Annotated in this window: 17 protein-coding genes; 6 read left to right on the top strand and 11 right to left on the bottom strand. The window is 72.3% G+C overall.

From position 1 onward, the window contains the following. Positions 1-5: 5 nt before the first annotated feature. The 11 genes from sigJ to AC507J_RS25315 all read right to left on the bottom strand — a co-directional run bounded on the left by sigJ (position 6) and on the right by AC507J_RS25315 (position 10750). On the bottom strand, positions 6-947 hold the full coding sequence (gene sigJ / locus AC507J_RS25365; RefSeq protein WP_496291725.1) for an RNA polymerase sigma factor SigJ: 942 nt from the start codon (positions 945-947) through the stop codon (positions 6-8). 108 nt (positions 948-1055) lie between these two features. Beyond that, entirely contained in the window at positions 1056-1232 is a 177-nt protein-coding gene (locus AC507J_RS25360) for a hypothetical protein (RefSeq protein ID WP_496291723.1), read from the bottom strand. A 100-nt stretch (positions 1233-1332) separates the two neighbouring features. Continuing rightward, on the bottom strand, positions 1333-2139 hold the full coding sequence (locus tag AC507J_RS25355) for an SMP-30/gluconolactonase/LRE family protein (RefSeq protein ID WP_496291721.1): 807 nt from the start codon (positions 2137-2139) through the stop codon (positions 1333-1335). Then, positions 2139-2912 (bottom strand): SDR family NAD(P)-dependent oxidoreductase, encoded by a 774-nt coding sequence (locus AC507J_RS25350; RefSeq protein ID WP_496291719.1) that lies wholly within the window; start codon positions 2910-2912, stop codon positions 2139-2141. Before AC507J_RS25350 ends, AC507J_RS25355 begins: the two co-directional genes overlap by 1 nt. Continuing rightward, positions 2909-3910, bottom strand: coding sequence for an ABC transporter ATP-binding protein (locus AC507J_RS25345; RefSeq protein ID WP_496291717.1), 1002 nt, complete (start codon positions 3908-3910; stop codon positions 2909-2911). The genes AC507J_RS25350 and AC507J_RS25345 overlap by 4 nt, the downstream gene beginning before the upstream one ends. After that, entirely contained in the window at positions 3903-4892 is a 990-nt protein-coding gene (locus tag AC507J_RS25340; RefSeq protein WP_496291715.1) for an ABC transporter ATP-binding protein, read from the bottom strand. The genes AC507J_RS25345 and AC507J_RS25340 overlap by 8 nt, the downstream gene beginning before the upstream one ends. Before the next feature lie 39 nt (positions 4893-4931). Further along, positions 4932-6449 (bottom strand): ABC transporter substrate-binding protein, encoded by a 1518-nt coding sequence (locus AC507J_RS25335; RefSeq protein ID WP_496291712.1) that lies wholly within the window; start codon positions 6447-6449, stop codon positions 4932-4934. A gap of 42 nt (positions 6450-6491) precedes the next feature. Beyond that, positions 6492-7370 (bottom strand): ABC transporter permease, encoded by an 879-nt coding sequence (locus AC507J_RS25330; RefSeq protein ID WP_496291710.1) that lies wholly within the window; start codon positions 7368-7370, stop codon positions 6492-6494. Then, positions 7370-8293 carry a nickel ABC transporter permease gene (nikB, locus tag AC507J_RS25325; protein ID WP_496291708.1) on the bottom strand — a complete coding sequence of 308 codons (924 nt, stop codon included), beginning with the start codon at positions 8291-8293 and terminating at the stop codon, positions 7370-7372. The genes AC507J_RS25330 and nikB overlap by 1 nt, the downstream gene beginning before the upstream one ends. Positions 8294-8327: 34 nt before the next feature. Beyond that, complete coding sequence (locus AC507J_RS25320) at positions 8328-9764, bottom strand: aldehyde dehydrogenase family protein (protein WP_496291706.1); 1437 nt, start codon at positions 9762-9764, stop codon at positions 8328-8330. Further along, positions 9761-10750: a Gfo/Idh/MocA family protein gene (locus AC507J_RS25315; RefSeq protein WP_496291704.1), complete on the bottom strand. Its 990-nt coding sequence runs from the start codon at positions 10748-10750 to the stop codon at positions 9761-9763. Before AC507J_RS25315 ends, AC507J_RS25320 begins: the two co-directional genes overlap by 4 nt. A 220-nt stretch (positions 10751-10970) precedes the next feature. Between AC507J_RS25315 and AC507J_RS25310 the strand changes: the two genes are divergently transcribed. The 6 genes from AC507J_RS25310 (at position 10971) to AC507J_RS25285 (ending at position 16817) form a co-directional block, all read left to right on the top strand. Further along, on the top strand, positions 10971-11627 hold the full coding sequence (locus tag AC507J_RS25310) for an RraA family protein (protein WP_496291702.1): 657 nt from the start codon (positions 10971-10973) through the stop codon (positions 11625-11627). A 1-nt stretch (position 11628) separates the two neighbouring features. Continuing rightward, on the top strand, positions 11629-12693 hold the full coding sequence (locus AC507J_RS25305; protein WP_496291700.1) for a pyridoxal-phosphate dependent enzyme: 1065 nt from the start codon (positions 11629-11631) through the stop codon (positions 12691-12693). Then, the gene (locus AC507J_RS25300) at positions 12690-13526 is read left to right on the top strand and encodes a creatininase family protein (protein ID WP_496291699.1); all 837 of its coding nucleotides are present in this window, start codon (positions 12690-12692) and stop codon (positions 13524-13526) included. Before AC507J_RS25305 ends, AC507J_RS25300 begins: the two co-directional genes overlap by 4 nt. Further along, positions 13523-14011, top strand: coding sequence for a RidA family protein (locus tag AC507J_RS25295; RefSeq protein WP_496291698.1), 489 nt, complete (start codon positions 13523-13525; stop codon positions 14009-14011). The genes AC507J_RS25300 and AC507J_RS25295 overlap by 4 nt, the downstream gene beginning before the upstream one ends. 28 nt (positions 14012-14039) lie before the next feature. Further along, positions 14040-14873 carry an IclR family transcriptional regulator gene (locus AC507J_RS25290; RefSeq protein ID WP_496291697.1) on the top strand — a complete coding sequence of 278 codons (834 nt, stop codon included), beginning with the start codon at positions 14040-14042 and terminating at the stop codon, positions 14871-14873. Between the two features lie 96 nt (positions 14874-14969). After that, complete coding sequence (locus AC507J_RS25285) at positions 14970-16817, top strand: thiamine pyrophosphate-requiring protein (RefSeq protein WP_496291696.1); 1848 nt, start codon at positions 14970-14972, stop codon at positions 16815-16817. Positions 16818-16978 lie beyond the last annotated feature (161 nt).

Below are 16978 nucleotides of genomic sequence, written 5' to 3'. Positions count from 1 at the left end.
CTGGGTCACCAGCCGGCGACGGGCCTGCCGTGCGCCGACGCGGCCCATTGCCGGGTGGCGCGGGCGAGCTTGTCGGGATTGGCCTGGGTACGGACGGCCGCCAGGCCCTCGGCGGTGACCTCCAGCGACATCACGCCGACGACCCGGTCGCCGACGACGACCACCACGGCCGGCTCGCCGTTCACGACCTCGGCGTAGAGGTCGGCGCGGCCGCCAAGCAACTCGCGCTTGACGTCGGTGGGCCGGAAGACGCTCTGGAGGAACCTCGCCACCGCCAGCGCGCCGATGGTCGGGGTGGTCCGGGCCGGGACCTTGCCGCCACCGTCGCCGGCGCTCAGCGCGTCGTCGGTGAGCAGTTCGACCAGCCGGCGGGTCTCCCCGCTGGTGGCCGCCGCGAGGAACTCCTCGGCGATCGCGCGCGCGGCGGCCGCGTCGACCTGAACCCGCGCGCGGTCCGTGCTGACGTGCTGCTTGGCGCGCCGGTAGAGCTGCTGGCAGTTCGACTCGGTGAGGTCGAGGATCTCCGCGATCTCGGCGTGCGAGTAGCCGAAGGCCGCGCGCAGCACGTACACCGCGCGCTCGTGGGCGGAGAGTCGTTCCAGCAGGGTGAGCACCGCGGTCGAGACCGATTCCCGCTGCTCGGCGGTGTCGACCGGGCCGAGCATCCGGTCCCCGGCGAGCAGCGGCTCGGGCAGCCACACGCCCACGTAGCTCTCCCGCCTGGCGCGTGCCGAGGTGAGCTGGTTCAGGCACAGGTTGGTGAGCACCCTCGTCAGCCAGGCCACGGGCTTCTCGACGCGTACCCGGTCGGCTGCCTGCCAGCGCAGGAACGTGTCCTGGACCGCGTCCTCGGCGTCGCTGGCAGAGCCCAGCAGGCGGTAGGCCACCGCCTCCAGCCGGGGCCGGGCTTGCTCGAACAGGTCGACGTCGTGCGGACTGAGCGCCATGGTTCGAGTGTCGTCCACAGGCGAAAGCCGCACACCGACCAGGCCCGTCCGGACCGGCCGGGTGCCGACCGGGCGGATCGGCAGCGTCCGGACCGGTCGGGTGCCTGGTCAGCAGCGTCCGCCGCCGGCCCGCCACTGCTGCCCCGGCGTCAGCCAGCCGACCGCCCAGCGCCGGGGCGCCGGCCGGGTCGGCCGCCGCAGCCAGTCCGGCAGGTGCGCACCGGGTTCGCGGCGGGGCAGCACCGGCCGCACCGCCGTCGGGCACTGGAACCACGGAACACGCACGTCGGCCTCCCGCAAAAAGCTCTCTGGGTACGTCTGTCGTCGCTCGGGCGACAACAGACGTACCCAACGCGGCTCGCGGGTCCCCTCGGCGCCGGAAAATCTAGTCCAGATCGATGGCGGTGATGGTGTCGCCGAACAGGGAGGGAACCAGGATGCGGTGACCGTGCAGCGCCGCGTGGGAGGGCATCCGCAGCAGCTCCGGGGCCTCGATCAGGGTGCCGACCCGCCCGTCCGGGGTGATCCGGAGTATCCGGCTGCGTCGGGTCACCGCCAGATAGCAGCTGCCGTCCGGGGCGACCGAGAGCCCGTCCGGCCCGTCGGCCAGGTCGTCGGCGACCAACCGACGGCCCGCCAACCGGCCCGGTCCCACGACGTCGAAGGCGATCAGCGCGTTGTCCCGGGTCAGGGAGACGTACAGCACCGACCCGTCCGGGCTGACCCCGATCCCGTTCGGATAGACCAGGCCGGCTGCGGCGACCCGGCAGCCGGCGTCCTCCCCCGGGCCGACATAGCAGACCGACCCGGTCGGCTCCCCGGCGGTGGCGGTGCCGGAGTCGGTGAACCAGACCCCGCCAGCCGCGTCGACGACGCAACCGTTCGGGCGTTGCAGGGGTCGGCCGCCGGCCGCGCCGATCCGCGCCGTCACCGCACCGTCGGGACCTATCCGGACCAGTTCCGCCCGCGCCACGTCGCAGCCCACGAGGCCGTCACCGGCCCGGCAGAGCCCGAGCACCCGCCCGCCCGTGTCGGTGAACCACCGCGCCGACCCGTTCTCCGGGTCGATCCGGACCACCGGGCCCCGCCCCTGCGGGCTGTCGAGGGCGAGTCCGGCGTAGAGGAAACCGTCCGCCCCGACACAGACCGTCTCGGGGTGGGGCAGCATCCGGGCGAGCGTGCTGACCCGCATCAGTCCCCCGTTGATGGATCGATCGTGGCGGCGACGCCGGGCTCCTCGACCGGGCTGTACGCCTGGGCGCCCAACCCGCCGTCGACCGGCAGTACCACGCCGGTGACGTAGCTGGACTCCGGGCCGGCGAGGAAGGTCACCACGGCGGCGACCTCCGCCAGGGTCCCCGGACGACCGAGCGGCACCAGGCCGCGCCGGCGGTCCGACTCGGCCGGGCCGGCGCTGTCCCAGCCCGGCGTCTGGACCATCGCGGGGGCGACCGCGTTGACCCGGATGCCGCGTCCCGCCAGGTCCAGCGCGAGGGCCCGGGTCAACGCCTCGATCGCGCCCTTGCTCGCCACGTATCCGGCGTTGCCCCGGAACGCCCTGGTCGCACCGATCGAGGAGAGCTGCACGATCGCGGGCGCGTCCCCGGCGGCGAGCAGGGGCAGCGCCGCCTGGACCAGGCCGAGCGGGGCTACCAGGTTCACCTCGAGCACGGACCGCAGATGGTCCACCGTCTCGCGGCGTACCGGTGCCCGGGGTGGGCCGACCGCGGCGTTGTTGACCAGGACGTCCAGCCCGCCCCACGCGGACCGGACCCGGTCGACCGCGGCGTCGACCGCCGGCTCGTCGGTCAGGTCGGCGGCCAGCCAGATCAGTTCCGGCGTGGCCGGCGAGACGGGCGGTCGCCGGTCGAGCCCGGCGACCCGCCAGCCCCGGGCGCGGAAGGCGGTGACCAGGGCACCGCCGATCGCTCCGGCGGCGCCGGTGACCAGGACCCGCCGGCTCATCGCCGCGCCACCGGCCCGGCCACGACCGGGCAGGCCCACAGGTGTTCCGTCCCGAGCAGCTCCGGGCGGTGCTCGGCGCACTTGGGTCGGGCCAGCCAGCACCGGGTCCGGAAGGGACAGCCGGACGGCGGGTCCGCCGGGGAGGGCAGGTCGCCGGTGAGCACGATCGGCTCCGGCCCCTGCTGCCGCCACGGGAACGGGTCCGGTGCCGCCGAGAGCAACGCCCGGGTGTACGGGTGAGCCGGTCGTTCGAACACCTCGCTCACCGGCCCCTGCTCCACGATGGTGCCCAGGTACATCACCGCCACCTGGTCACTGACGTGCCGCACCACGTGCAGGTCGTGCGAGATGAACAGGTAGGAGAGTCCGAGTTCGGCCCGCAGGTCGGCGAGCAGGTTGAGGATCTGCGCCTGGATCGAGACGTCCAGCGCGGAGACCGGCTCGTCGCAGATGATCAGTTGCGGTCGCATCGACAACGCCCGGGCGATGCCGATGCGCTGCCGCTGCCCGCCGGAGAACTGGTGCGGGTAGCGGTCGGCGTGGGCGGCGGTCAGCCCCACCTGCTCCAGCAGCCGGACCACCTCGTCGGTCTGCTCTCGGCGCGGCACCAGGTCCCGGTGGATCAGCCAGCCCTCGCGGAGGATCTCCCGGACCGTCAGCCGCGGGTTCAGCGAGGCGTACGGGTCCTGGAAGACGTACTGCACCTGCCGGGTGAGCTGCCGACGCTCGGCCGCACTGAGCCCGCGCAGGTCCTCGCCGTTGAACCGGATGCTGCCGCCGGTGGCGCGTTCCAGCCCGATCAGGGCCCGGGCGGTCGAGGTCTTCCCACACCCCGACTCGCCGACCAGGGCGAGCGTCTGGCCAGCGCCGATCCGGAAGGAGAGCCCGTCGACGGCGCGGACGTGGCCGACCGTCCGGCGCAGCACGCTTGACCGGATCGGGTAGTGCACCCGCAGGTCGTCGACCTCAAGCAGCGCCGGTGCGGTGGACTCAGGCATCGCGTACCTCCTCGGACCGGTGGCAGGCGGCGGCCCGACCGGGACCTTCGACGACCGGCAGGGCTGCCAACGCCGGCCGCTGCTCGGTGCACCGGTCGACGCGCCACGAGCACCGGGGGTGGAACGGGCAGCCGCTGGGCAGGGCCTCCGGCGAGGGCGGTACGCCCGGGATCGGGGTGAGCCGCGCGGTCGGCGCGGTGAGCGTCGGCACCGACCGCAGCAGACTGCGGGTGTACGGGTGGGCCGGATTCTCGTACACCTGACGCAGCGGGCCGGTCTCCACGATGCGGCCCGCGTACATGACCGCGATCCGGCTGGCGTGCGCGGCGACGACGCCCAGGTCATGACTGATCAGGATGAGCGCCATCCGGTAGTCGCGTTGCAGGTCGGCCAGGAGTTGCAGGATCTGCGCCTGGACGGTGACGTCCAGGGCGGTGGTCGGCTCGTCGGCGATGATCAACCGCGGGCTCAGGGCGATCGCGATGGCGATCATGATCCGCTGTCGCATTCCGCCGGAGAGCTGGTGCGGGTAGTCGTCGATCCGGCGCGCCGGGTCGGGGATACCGACCCGGCGCATCAGATCCAGTGCTTCGGCGCGGGCCTTGGCCTTGGAGAGACCACGGTGCACCCGCAGCGTCTCACCGATCTGCCGACCGATCGGGTGCACCGGGTTGAGCGAGGAGAGCGGATCCTGGAAGACCATGCTGATCTCCCCGCCACGGACGGCCCGCATCCGCCGGGCCGACGCGGTGGTCAGCTCCGTACCGTCGAAGGTGATCCGGCCGCCGGCGAGCCGGCCCGCGGGCCGGGGCAGCAGGCCGAGGATGGCCTGCGCGGTGACGCTCTTGCCGCTGCCGGACTCACCAAGCAACGCGAGCGTCTCCCCCTCGGCGACGTCCAGGCTGACCCCGTCCAGAGCCCGCACCGGACCAACCCGGGAGTCGAACTCCACGACGACGTCACGCAGGGACAGCAGGGACATCAGGTGCCTCCTCGTCGGCCGGCGCACCCGGCCGTCAGGTCAGTTCAGCGTCACGCCACGGAAGTCGGGCACGTTTGTCGGCGGCGGACCGAAGCCACTGACCCGGTCCCGCCAGGCGGCCGAGGCGGTCAGCTCGAACGGCCACGCCCCGGGCGCGTCGGCCCAGAGGATCTCCTGCGCCCGCTGGAGCTTGCGTTCCCGCTCCTGCGGGTCCAGTTCCGCCGAGGCGTCGGCGATCACCCGGTCGTACTCCTCGTTGCAGTAGCCGAGCCGCTTGGCCGCGCAGGTGTAGAGCCGGCCGAGGACGAACTCGGCGTCCTGGGTCACCACCACGCCGTCCTGGATGTTCATGTCCCAGTCGAGGGCGAGCAGGTCGTCGAGCCACTGCCCGGCCTCCTTCTCCTGCATCTCGACGGTCACCCCGATCTCCTTCCAGGCGCTCAGGATCGCCTGGACCAGCGGCCGGATGTTGGCGCAGCAGTTCGCACTCCACTGGATGCTGGTGTTGAAGCCGTCCGGGTAGCCGGCCTGCGCCAACAGCTCCCGGGCCCGCTGCTGGTCGTACGTGTAGCCGGGCAGTTCGGCCGCGCCGAAGACCGGTTGCGGCACCGGCGCCCGGGCCAGCACGGCGCTCTCGCCGAAGAGGTTCTCCTGGATGGAGGCGAAGTCCACGGCGTGCCAGAGCGCCTGCCGGACCCTTGGGTCGTCCATCGGCTTGCGGGCGTTGTTGACCCAGATGACGTAGAACGTGGCGCTCGGGCCGCTCTCCACGGTCACCCCGTCGAAGCCGCGCACCTGGTCGAGCTGGTCCGGCGGCAGGGCGTAGGTGACGTCGATCTCGCCGGTACGCAGGGCGGTCAGCCGGGCGGCGTCCTCGGAGATCTCCTGGAACTCCAGCCGCTCGTACTGCGGCGCACCGTCCCAGTAGGACTCGTTGGCGACCATGACGGCCCGTTCTCCGGACCGGAACTCCTCCAGCTTGAAGGCTCCGGTGCCGACCGGTGCGCTCTCGATCTCGCCCGAGTCGATCTGGGCCTTGCTGCCGACGTACGCCATCGACAGGTTGGTCAGCAGCGAACCGGTCGCCCGACTCGTGACGATCTCGACGGTGCGGTCGTCGGGGGCGTTCACCTGCTCGATGGTGGCCCACAGCGGCGCGAGGGCGGTGCTCGCCGCGAAGAGCCGGTCGAACGAGGCTTTGACGTCGGCGCTGGTCAGCGGCGACCCGTCGTGGAAGGTGACCCCCTCGCGCAGGGTGAACCGGATGGTCGTGTCGTCGACGTTCTCCCAGCTCTCGGCGAGCCGGCCGGTGATCTCGCCGCCCGAGGAGGCGACCAGCGGATCGAACAGGTGCAGCGCCAGGGTCAGGGTGCTGCGGTCGGAGATGGCGGTGCCGTGCGGGTCGACCGAGAGCATCCGCAGCGGCATGCCGACCCGCAGCACCGGGTCCTGTTCGGCGTCAGCGGAGCCGCCACCGCAGGCGGCGGCCGAACCGACGACGGTCATCGCGAGCAGGCCGGCAAGCAACCGCCGGCGTGCTCTGCCTATCCATGTCATGTGTCTCCTCCATCATTCGACTCAGGACGGTCGGCCGCGAACTCACCGGTGCTTCAGGTGCGGATCGAGCCGGTCGCGGAGTTCGTCGCCGACCACCCCGCAGGCGACGACGAGCAGGGAGAGTGCAATTCCGGGCAGGGTCGAGATCCACCAGGCGTCGGCCACGTAGCCCCGGCCGTTGGCGATGGTCAGTCCCCAGCTCGGGGTCGCGGTCGGAGTGCCGAGCCCGAGGAAGCTCAACGCGGCCTCGGTGATGATCACCATGCCGAGTTCCACGGTGGCGACCACCAGCAGCGGCGCGGCACAGGCGGGCAGGATGCACCGCCAGATCAGGAAGAGCGGCCGGGCGCCCAGCACCCGGCTCGCGTCGACGTACTCCCGGTTGCGTACGGCCAGGGTCTGTGCCCTGGCCACCCGGGCGAAGACCACCCAGATGGTCACCGCCAGCACCGCGATGACGTTGATCAGGCTTGGCCCGAGCAGCGCCGCGATGAGGATGGCCAACAGGATGGAGGGGAAGGCGAGCTGGATGTCGGCCAACCGCATGAGCAGGCCGTCCACCCAGCCGCCGACGAAGCCGGCGACCACGCCGACGGCGGTGCCGAAGAGTCCGGAGAGCAGCAGGGTCGCCAGCCCCACCAGCAGGGAGACCCGGGCGCCGATGAAGATCTGGCCGAGCATGCCGCGCCCGACGTCGTCCGTGCCGAACCAGGCGCGGGAGCCGTCGGAGAGCACGGCACCTGGCGGCTGCAACCGGTCGGCGATGTTGGTCTCGGTGATGTCGAACGGAACCAGGAACGGTCCGATCACGCCGGCCAGCACAGCCAGGCCGATGATGCCCAGGCAGAACCGGAACAGCAGGGCCGGTGGCCGGCGCCGGGCCCGGGTCCGCAGGGCCGTGGTCGAGGTGGCGTCGGCCATCAGTTCACCACCCGCACGCGAGGGTCGATGTACGCGTAGAGCAGGTCCACGACGAGGTTCACCAGGACGAAGGCGGTGGTGATGAAGGCGATGCTCGCCTGGATCACCGTGTAGTCCCGGTTGCCGATCGCGTCCACGAGCAACCGGCCCAGGCCGGGCCAGGAGAAGACCTCCTCGACCACGACCGTGCCACCGAGCAGCGCACCGAGTTGCAACCCGGCGACCGTGACCACCGGGATCAACATGTTGCGCAGGGCGTGCCGGAAGAGCACGACGCTCTCCCGCAGGCCCTTGGCCCGGGCGGTCTGGATGTAGCCCTCGCCGAGGACCTCCAGCAGCCCGGAACGGATCAGCCGGACCAGGATGCTGGTGAAGGGAAGCGCCAGCGTCACCGCCGGCAGGATCAGGTGCTGCGGGCTGCTGTTCCCGGCGCTGGGCAGCCAGTTCAGGTGCCGGGCGAAGATCAGCAGCAGGATGATGCCGACCCAGAAGTTGGGCAGCGACTGGCCGACGAGCGAGAGCACCGAGATCGCCCGGTCCGCGATGCCGCGCGGACGCAGCGCCGCGGCGATGCCGAGCAGGAAGCTGGCCACCAGCGCGATGCAGATCGCGGTGAGTGCCAGCGTGACGGTGGCGGGCAGCCGGTCGATGACCATCTGGAAGGCGTCGCTGTTGTGCCGGAAGGAGCGGCCGAAGTCGAACTGCACCACCCGGGCCAGGAAGCCGGCGTACTGGACCAGGATGTTGCGTTCAAGGCCCAGTTCCCGGCGCGCCTCGGCGACCTCGTCGGCGGTGGCGTCGGGGCCGAGGATGACGCTGACCGGGTCGCCCGGCACCAGCCGGACCACCGCGAAGACCAGGGTGAGCGCGCCCCAGAGGATGACCACCGCGAGCAGCAGTCTGCGTACCGTGTAGTTGATCAATTCAGCACCACCTTCCGGCTCTGTCGGGGCGGGCTCACGGGCGGGCCAGGGAGAGGGTCTGTTGCTGGCAGACGGCGCGGACGACCGCCGGTACGCCCACCCGCCCGGTGCCGGACTCCTTCCCCTCCCAGCCGCCGAAGGGCAGGTGCAGCTCCCAGTAGGTGGAGCGGTCGTTGACCACGACGCTGCCGAATTCGAGATCGGCGACGGCGTCGAGGGCACGACCCAGGTCGGCGGTGAACACGGCGGTGGAGAGCCCGTAGCCACCCCGGTTCGCCTCGTTCACCAGCTCGGTCGCGGGCAGCGGCACGATCGGGGCGACGGGGGCGAAGGATTCCTGCCGGCTCAGCGCGGCCTCGACCGCGACGTCACCGACCACTGTGGCCGGAAGGTACTGCCCGGTGGGAAAGCCGGGCAGGTGACGCCCGCCGGTGAGCACCCGCCCGCCGCCCCGGGTCGCCGCCGCGATCTGCTCCTCGAACCGGGTGGCCAGCTCGGCCAGGTGGACCGGTCCGAGCACGGTGGCCGGCTGGTACGGGTCACCGGTGGGGTACTGCGCGGCCCGGGCCGCCACCGCCTCGGCGAGCGGGCCGGCGATGGCCGGTTCGGCCAGGATCCGTCCGCCCGCGCTACAGATCTGCCCGGACGCGGTGAAGCAGGACTGGGCCACCGCGTCCGCGGCGTGCGCCAGGTCGGCGTCGGCGTACACGATGATCGGGCCGTTGCCGCCGAGTTCGAGCAGGAGTCGCTTGCCGGCCGCCAGCCGGCTGACCGCCCGGCCGGTGGCGGTGCTGCCGGTCAGCCCGACGCCCACCACCCCCGGGTGGCCGACCAGGTGACCGGCGACCTCGTTGTCGTCCGTGGCGACCAGGGTCACCTGCCCGTCGGGCAGGCCCGCCTCGACCAGGCACTCCAGCACGACACTGGCGGAGGCGACCGTGGTGGGTGCCGGCTTCCAGACGGCGGCGTTGCCGGTGGCGACCAGCGGGCCGAGGTACTCGACCGGGATGTTCACCGGGAAGTTCCAGGGCGTGACGACCGCCCAGACCCCGGTCGGCCGCCAGCGGGTCAGCACCAGCTTCTCGGTGGCGGCGACCGGCGGGGTGGTGCCGGCGAGCCGTATTGCCTCCTCACCGGCGAGCCGGAAGCCGTCGGCGGCCTTCTCCACCTCGGCCAGGGTGCCCTGGTAGGTGCGGCCGGTCTCGGCGGTGACCAGGGTGGCGATCTCCGCCCGCCGGGCGACCAGCCGATCGGCGATCGCCCGGCACCGGTCCCGTCGCTCGTAGGGGCTGCTGCGCCGATCGGCGGCGACGGCGGCGGTGGCTGCCTGGACGGCGGCGTCCACGGTGGCCGGTGTGGCGCGGTGCACCTCGGCGACGACGTCACCGTCGACCGGGCTGCGCACCAGGTAGCGCGAGTCGGTCGGTTCGGCGTGCCGGTCGCCGAGCCAGGAGCGGACGGCCCCGGTCACCGAACGGCTCCGGCGCCGACCGGCGCACCGTCCGCCGCGAGCGAGGCGTGGATCATCTCGACCACCCGGACCGCGGCGAGTCCCTCCTCGCCGGGCACCGGTGCCGGCGCACCGTCGGCGGCGGCCCGGACGAACTCCTCGACCTCGGTACGGATGTTTGACACGCCGGTGGCTGTGCGGCTGGGCCAGTTGCGGGTGTCGCCGTTGACCGCGCTCCCCGCGGTGGCGTGCAGCAGGTCCACGTGCCCAAGGTCGATCTCGACGGAGCCGTGCTCGCCGACCACGCGCAGGCCGGCCAGGGCCCGGTTGGGCCGCCCGTCCGGCAGGGTCCAGTTGTTCTCCATCGAGCCGATGACGTCACCGTCGTAGCGGACGGTGGCGTAGACCGCGTCGGGGTGTGCCGAGAGCACGGCCCGGCCGAGGGCGGACACCCGGATCGCGGTCAGCCCGGTGACGAAGCGGACCAGGTCGGCGTCGTGGATGCCGAGGAACCAGGCCACGCTGGTGCGCTCCGAGGGTCGTACGGCGACCGTCCGGGTGGTGTCGCGCCAGACGTCCACATGCCACAGCGGACCGAGTTCGCCGGAGCGGACCAGTTCGCGGGCGCGGATCACCCGGGGATCGAAACGCAGGATGTGGCCCACCGAGAGCGCCTGCGGGTCGGGGCGGGCGTCGAGGATCAGTTGGGCGTCGGTGGAGCTGGTCGCCAGCGGCTTCTCGACCAGCACCCGCGCACCGGCCCGCAGGAACGGGATGGTGGTCTGCGGATGCAGGTGGTCCGGGGTACAGACGCTCACCACGTCGACCCGGTCGAGCAGCTCGTCGACGTCGCGGTGGACGGGCACCCCGAACCGGTCGCGGAGCCCCTGCTCCGCGGCGGGATCCGGCTCGACCAGACCGACCAGGTCGACGCCCGGATGCTGGTGGTAGATCCCGGCGTGCAGCTGGCCCATCCAGCCCATTCCCACGACTGCCGCTCTGAGCATCGCCTCTCCTGTCCTCTCGCGGTCCTCCCGGGCCGACCACGCGCGCCGGTGCCGGACCCGTCCCGGCTGGTGCCGGTCTCTCGGCTCGACTTCGATGCAGCCCGCGCAACCTGTTGCAGGGATTCCTACCAGCACATTCCACTGGCTGCAAGGGATGTTCTGCCATTGGAACCTGATGTACTGTCACTGCAATCATCTTCCAATCTATGAATGGAGTTCGATGGAAACCCCGCCGGTCGACGAGATCTGCCGCCGCTTCGGCAAGCTCTACGTGGCGGCGATCGCCGACGCGCTGGACGATGCCGGCCTCTGGCACCAGGTGATGACCGATGTGCTGCCTATGACGCTGGACATGACCGTCGCGGGCGTGGCCTTCACCGCGCTCGGCCGTCCCGAGCGCAGCACCGACCGTTCCGTACGGCTGGGTGCCCGGATGATCGACGAACTCTCCGCGGGTGAGGTCGCGGTCCTCGACTGCGCCGGTGACCGCACGGTCGGCCACTGGGGCGAGTTGCTGACCAACGGCGCCATGGCGCGCGGTGCGCTCGGCGCGGTCATCGACGGCGGCGTACGCGACACCGGCGCGATCCTGTCGCTGAAGTTCCCGGTCTTCAACCGGTTCCGCAGCGCCCGGGACGCCAAGGGCCGCTGGAACGTCGTCGACATGCAGTCCCCGGTGGTCTGCGGGGGCGTGCGGGTGCATCCGGGCGACATCATCGTCGGCGACAGCGACGGCGTGGTCGTCGTGCCCCGCGAGATCGCCCTGGACGTGCTCGTCGAGGCCGAGGCGACGGTCCGCACCGAGACGGAGATCCGGCAGCGGGTCCGCGCCGGCGAGTCGGTGGGCGCCCTCTATCAGCAGTACGACCGGTTCTGACATGGTCCGGAGCGCAGCAGACTGGGGACGCCCGGAGCCTGGGCTCACCGACACCGTACGGGCGCTGCCCCGGGTCGGGATCCACCGCTGGCCGGTGACCTGCTGGCCGGCACCCACCCTGCATCCGGCCGGCAACCGGGTGGTGATCGCCGAGGAGCACGGTGGGTTCGCCTTCGGCGGCAACAAGGTGCGCCAGGTCGACGTGCTGCTCGGCGAGGCCCGTTCCGCCGGCGCGGACACCGTCATCACCTCGGCCGGGCCGCATTCCAACCTCTGCCGGGTGGTGGCCGCCGCCGCCCGCGCCGCCGGCCTCGACGTGCACCTCGTACTGCGCGGTGCGCCACCCACCGAACCGAGCCGCAACCAGGTGCTCTACGAACTCACCGCGGCCCGGCTGCACTGGCTCGCCACCACCGACGCGTTCGATCCCGAGCAGGGCCGGACCATGGCCGCCATCGCCGACGAGGTCGGGGCCAGCGGGCGGAGGGCCGCCGTAGTCGACGTCCGGACCGCGCCCGGCAGCACCCTCTGCGCGCTGGCCACCACCGCCGTCGTGGACGAACTCGCCGACGCCCTCGGCGGCACGGCACCGGACCGGATCATGCTGGCCGGCGGCGCCGGCAACACCGCCGGTGGCGTACTGGCCGCGCTGGCCGCCCGCCGCGCCACGGTCGGCCTCGTCGTCGCCTCCGCGCTCGCCCCGGCGGCCCGGCTGCGGTCGTTGGTCCGGGACCGCGCCGCAGCAGCCCTGGACCGGGCCGGTCTCGCCACCGACCTGATCGACCAGGTCCCGCTGGAGGTCACCGACCAGCAACTCGGCGGCGGTCACGGGGTGCCCACCCGGGCGGCCGTGGCCGCCCAACGGGCCACCGCGCGAGCCAGCGGCTCCTTTCTCGACCTGACCTACAACAGCAAGGCGATGGCGGCACTGCTCGCCGACGAGCGCCCCGGTTCGTGGCTGTTCCTGCACACCGGCGGCTCACCCAACGTCTTCGCCCCGCATTCGTTTCCACCCTCGGCCGACGGCCCCTCCCGCCCGTACCCCGACGAAGGAGCACCACGATGAGCGAGTACCGGCTGCATCACATGACCTGGCCGCAGGTCCAGCAGGCGTTGACCAGGGCCCGGGTCGGCGTCATCCCGTTCGGCGCCACCGAGCAGCACGGCCCCGCGCTCAAGGCCGGCATCGACTACCGGATCGCGGAACGGCTGGCCGAAGAGGTGGTCGCCGCCGCCGGCGGCACGGCGCTGATGACGCCACCGATCGCGGTCGGCTTCTCCCCCCACCACATGGACTTCCCCGGCACCCTCACCGCCCGGGTGAGCACCCTCTGCGCCCTGCTGGAGGACTACCTGGGCAGCCTGAGCCAACACGGCCTGGAACGGTTCGTCATCATGAACGGCCACGGCGGCAACCTCGCCTTCCTGCCCGCGTTCCTGACCGAGTACCGGCAGCGCACCGGGCACACCGTGGCGGTCGTGCACTGGTCCATGATGGGGCGCGACGTGGTGGTGGACATCGCCCAGTCCGAGCTGTACGGACACGCCTGCGAGGTGGAGACGAGCCTGGCCCTGCACCTGGTACCGGACGTGGTGGTAAGCGAGGAGCTGGGCGGGCCCGCTCCGCTGCTCGACTCGGCCCACGAGCTGCTGCGGGGTCAGGCCATTCCGGATCGCGCGGTCGGCGGGTTCACGCCCCGGTCGCTGGCCGAGTTCAGCACCAACGGCGCGCTGGGCGATCCGGCCCGGCACGACGTGGCGAAGGGCCGCCAACTCTTCGAGGCGGTCCGGGACCGGACGGTGACCCTGATCGAGCACCTCGCCCAGGCGCCGACCGCCGGTGCTACCGGTGCCGAGCGGGCCGCCGCGATCACGCCGGACTGGGGGCGGCGCGGATGAGCCTCGACCGCTCCCCCGAGCAGCGGCTCGCCGACCTCGGGATCACCCTTCCGCCGCCCCGAACGGCCTCGGGCGCGTACGACACCATTGTGGTCAGTGGTGACCTGGCCGTGCTCTCCGGACACGGCCCGGCCCGGCCCGGAGCGCCGCTTCCGACCGGAAAGCTCGGTGCCGGGCTGACCGTCGAGCAGGGCAGAGCGGCGGTACGGCAGTCCGTGCTGAACCTGCTCGCCAGCCTGCGGGCCGCCGCCGGCTCCCTCGACGAGGTGGAGCACCTGCTGGTCCTCACCGTGGCTATCAACGCCACCGCCGGCTTCACCGAGCACGTGGTGGTCGCCGACGCCGGTTCGGAGCTGCTCCGGGACGTGTTCGGCGAGCGGGGCCGGCACGCCCGGTCGGCGGTGGGCCACTCGTCACTGCCGTTCGACGTTCCGGTCTCCGTCCAGCTGACTGCCCGGATACGGACAAAAGGCACCGAGGGCTGAAACCGAGATCTGCGCACTGAGCGCTAGAGTGTCGGTACCGCAACGCGATATTCAGAGGACGCACGTGACTTCCGACAACGGATCAAACCAGAGCATTCTGCGAGCAGTGGCGATCCTGGACGCCTTCCTGCTCGGGCGCCCGGAGTTGCGGGTGACCGACGTGGCGCGGCAGACCGGCCTCGGCGCCTCCACCGCCTCCCGCCTGCTGAGCACGCTGGAGTCCCTCGGCCTGGTGGAGCGCGATCCGATCTCCAACCTCTACCGGTTGGGCCTCAAGACGGTGACCCTCGGCGGAGTGGCCCTGAACCAGTCCCCGGTCTACCGCGCCGCCCGGCAGACCGCCCAGAATCTCGCCGCGGAACTCAACCTCGGGGTGAACCTCGCCGTCCGTCGCGCCGAGCACGGGTTCTACCTGGGCAACTTCGAGGGCCGCTTCGCTCCCCGCGCGTTCACCCTGATCGGCCAGTCGATCCCGCTGCACGCCACCGGCCTGGGCAAAGCGCTGCTGCTCGGGGTTGAGCCGCAGCAGCGCCGGCAACTGCTGGGTACCGCCCTGGTCGGGTTCACCAACCGGACCATCACCGACCACGAGCGGCTCGACGCCGAGCTGACGCTGAGCGCGGCCCGGGGCTACTCGACCGAGGTGGAGGAACTCGCCCTCGGCCGGGCCTGCCTCGCCGCGCCCATCCGCAACGCCGCCGGCGAGATCGTGGCCGCCCTCTCCGTCTCCGGTCCGCTCTCCGCGATCAACCTGGCGGTCCGGGAGGCGGAACTCTCCACCGCGGTCATCGAGGCAGCCGACGCGGTGAGCGTCGCGCTCGGGCACCACGGCCCCGCCCGCGCCATCCTCACCCAGCGCTGACCACCCCACCCGGCCGGCGGGCCGGATGCGTGGTTTTGTCCGGTGCGGGGCGGGAATGCCGGGCCACCTCGTTTGGCAGCCCGGAAGGCGAATCAGGTGAGCACAAATCCCGCCGGCAGCTCCGTGCCAGTCGACCCGTGGCCCCTGCCCCGCAACGCCACCGTCGCGGACCACATCGTGCAACGGCTGGCCTGCTGGGGCGTCAGCCGATACTTCGGCTACCCGGGCGACGGCATCAACGGCATGACCTCCGCGCTGCAACGTACCCACGAACGGGCGCAGTTCATCCAGGTCCGGCACGAGGAGACCGCCGGCTTCGCCGCGTCGGCGCACGTGAAGTACGGCGGCGGGCCGATCGGCGCTGTCCTGGTGACCAGCGGGCCCGGGGCCATCCACGCGCTCAACGGGCTCTACGACGCAAAACTGGACCATCAGCCGGTGGTCGCGCTGGTCGGGCACACCGCACTCACCGCCGAGGGTGGCGGCTACTACCAGGAGGTGGACCTGCTCGCCCTCTACAAGGACGTCGCGGCGGCGTTCCTGGCCCAGCTCGACCACCCCGCCCAGGTCGGACACCTGGTCGACCGGGCCTGCCGGACCGCGCTGGCCCGGCGTACCGTCACCGCGCTGGTCCTTCCGCTGGACGTGCAGGACCTCGACGCGATGCCCAACCCGCCACACGCGCACGGCTTCTACCACACCAGCACCGTGCCGAGCAGTGGACCGACCGTGCCGCCGGCAGCCGACGTCCGGCACGCCGCCGAAGTGCTGCGCGGCGGTGAGCGGGTGGCCATGCTTGTCGGCCAGGGCGCGCTCGGCGCCGAGACGGAGGTACGCGAGATCGCCCACCGGCTCGGCGCGGGGGTGGCCACCGCGCTGCTCGGCTTCACCGTCGTGGACCACCGGGAGCCCTGGGTCACCGGCGCCATCGGCCTGCTCGGCACCCGCCCCAGCTGGCAGCTGATGAAGCAGTGCGACCGGCTGCTCATCGTGGGCAGCAACATGCCGTACTCGGAGTTCTATCCGCCGCCCGGCCAGGCGCGGGCGGTGCAGATCGACCACGACGGCACCCAACTGGGCCTGCGCTACCCGACCGAGGTGAACCTGACCGGCGACGCCGCGCCCACCCTGCGCGCCCTGCTCGCCGAGCTGGGACCGGGGCCGGGACCGACCCGCTGGCGGCAGACCATCGCCGGGGCCACCGCCGCCTGGCGGCAGTCGCAGCGGGAGCTGGCCGAGCAGGCCGCCGACCCGGTCAACCCGCAACTGCTCTTCGCCAGCCTCAGCGAGCGGCTGCCCGACGACGTCATGCTCACCGTCGACTGCGGCACCACCACCGCCTGGTACTCCCGGCACATCAAGGTCCGCCCGGGGATGCTGGCCAGCCTCTCGGGCACCCTGCTCTCCATGGGCGGCGCCATGCCGTACGCGCTGGCCGCGAAGTTCGCCCACCCGGACCGCCCGCTGGTGGCCCTGATCGGCGACGGGGCGATGCAGATGAACGGGGTCAACGAGCTGATCACGGTGGCGAAGTACTGGCAGGGCTGGCGCGACCCGCGCTTCGTGGTGCTGGTGCTCAACAACCGGGACCTGGCGTTCGTCAGCTGGGAGCAGCGCTCCACCGAGGGCACGCCGATGTTCCCGGACAGCCAGCAGCTGCCCGACATCGGCTACCACCGTTGGGCCGAGGTGCTCGGGCTACGCGGCGAACTGGTCGACCACCCGGATCAGGTGCCCGAGGCCTGGGACCGGGCGCTGAGCGCCGATCGCCCCACGGTGATCAACGCCCTGGTGGATCCCGCCGAGCTGATGATGCCGCCCCACTTCACCGCCGACCAGGCCCGCAAGACCGCCGCCGCGGTACTGCGCGGCGACACCGACTGGGCCGGCATCATCCGCCGCGGCCTCCCCACCGCCCTCACCACCTACCGCCCCCGCCGCTAACCACCCACCCACCCACCCACCCCACCCACCGGCGATCTTGCACTTTCGGTCGCTGATTCGGGCGATAAGCCCGATATGAGACGACGAAAAGTGCAAGATCGGCGGAAGTAGGGGGGCGGGGGTGAGTGGGTGGTTAGCGGCGGGGGCGGTAGGTGGTGAGG

Source organism: Micromonospora sp. PRAS1, assembly GCF_059553435.1.
Note: the sequence above shows the minus strand (reverse complement) of the source record. Positions and strands in the feature narration are given on the sequence as shown.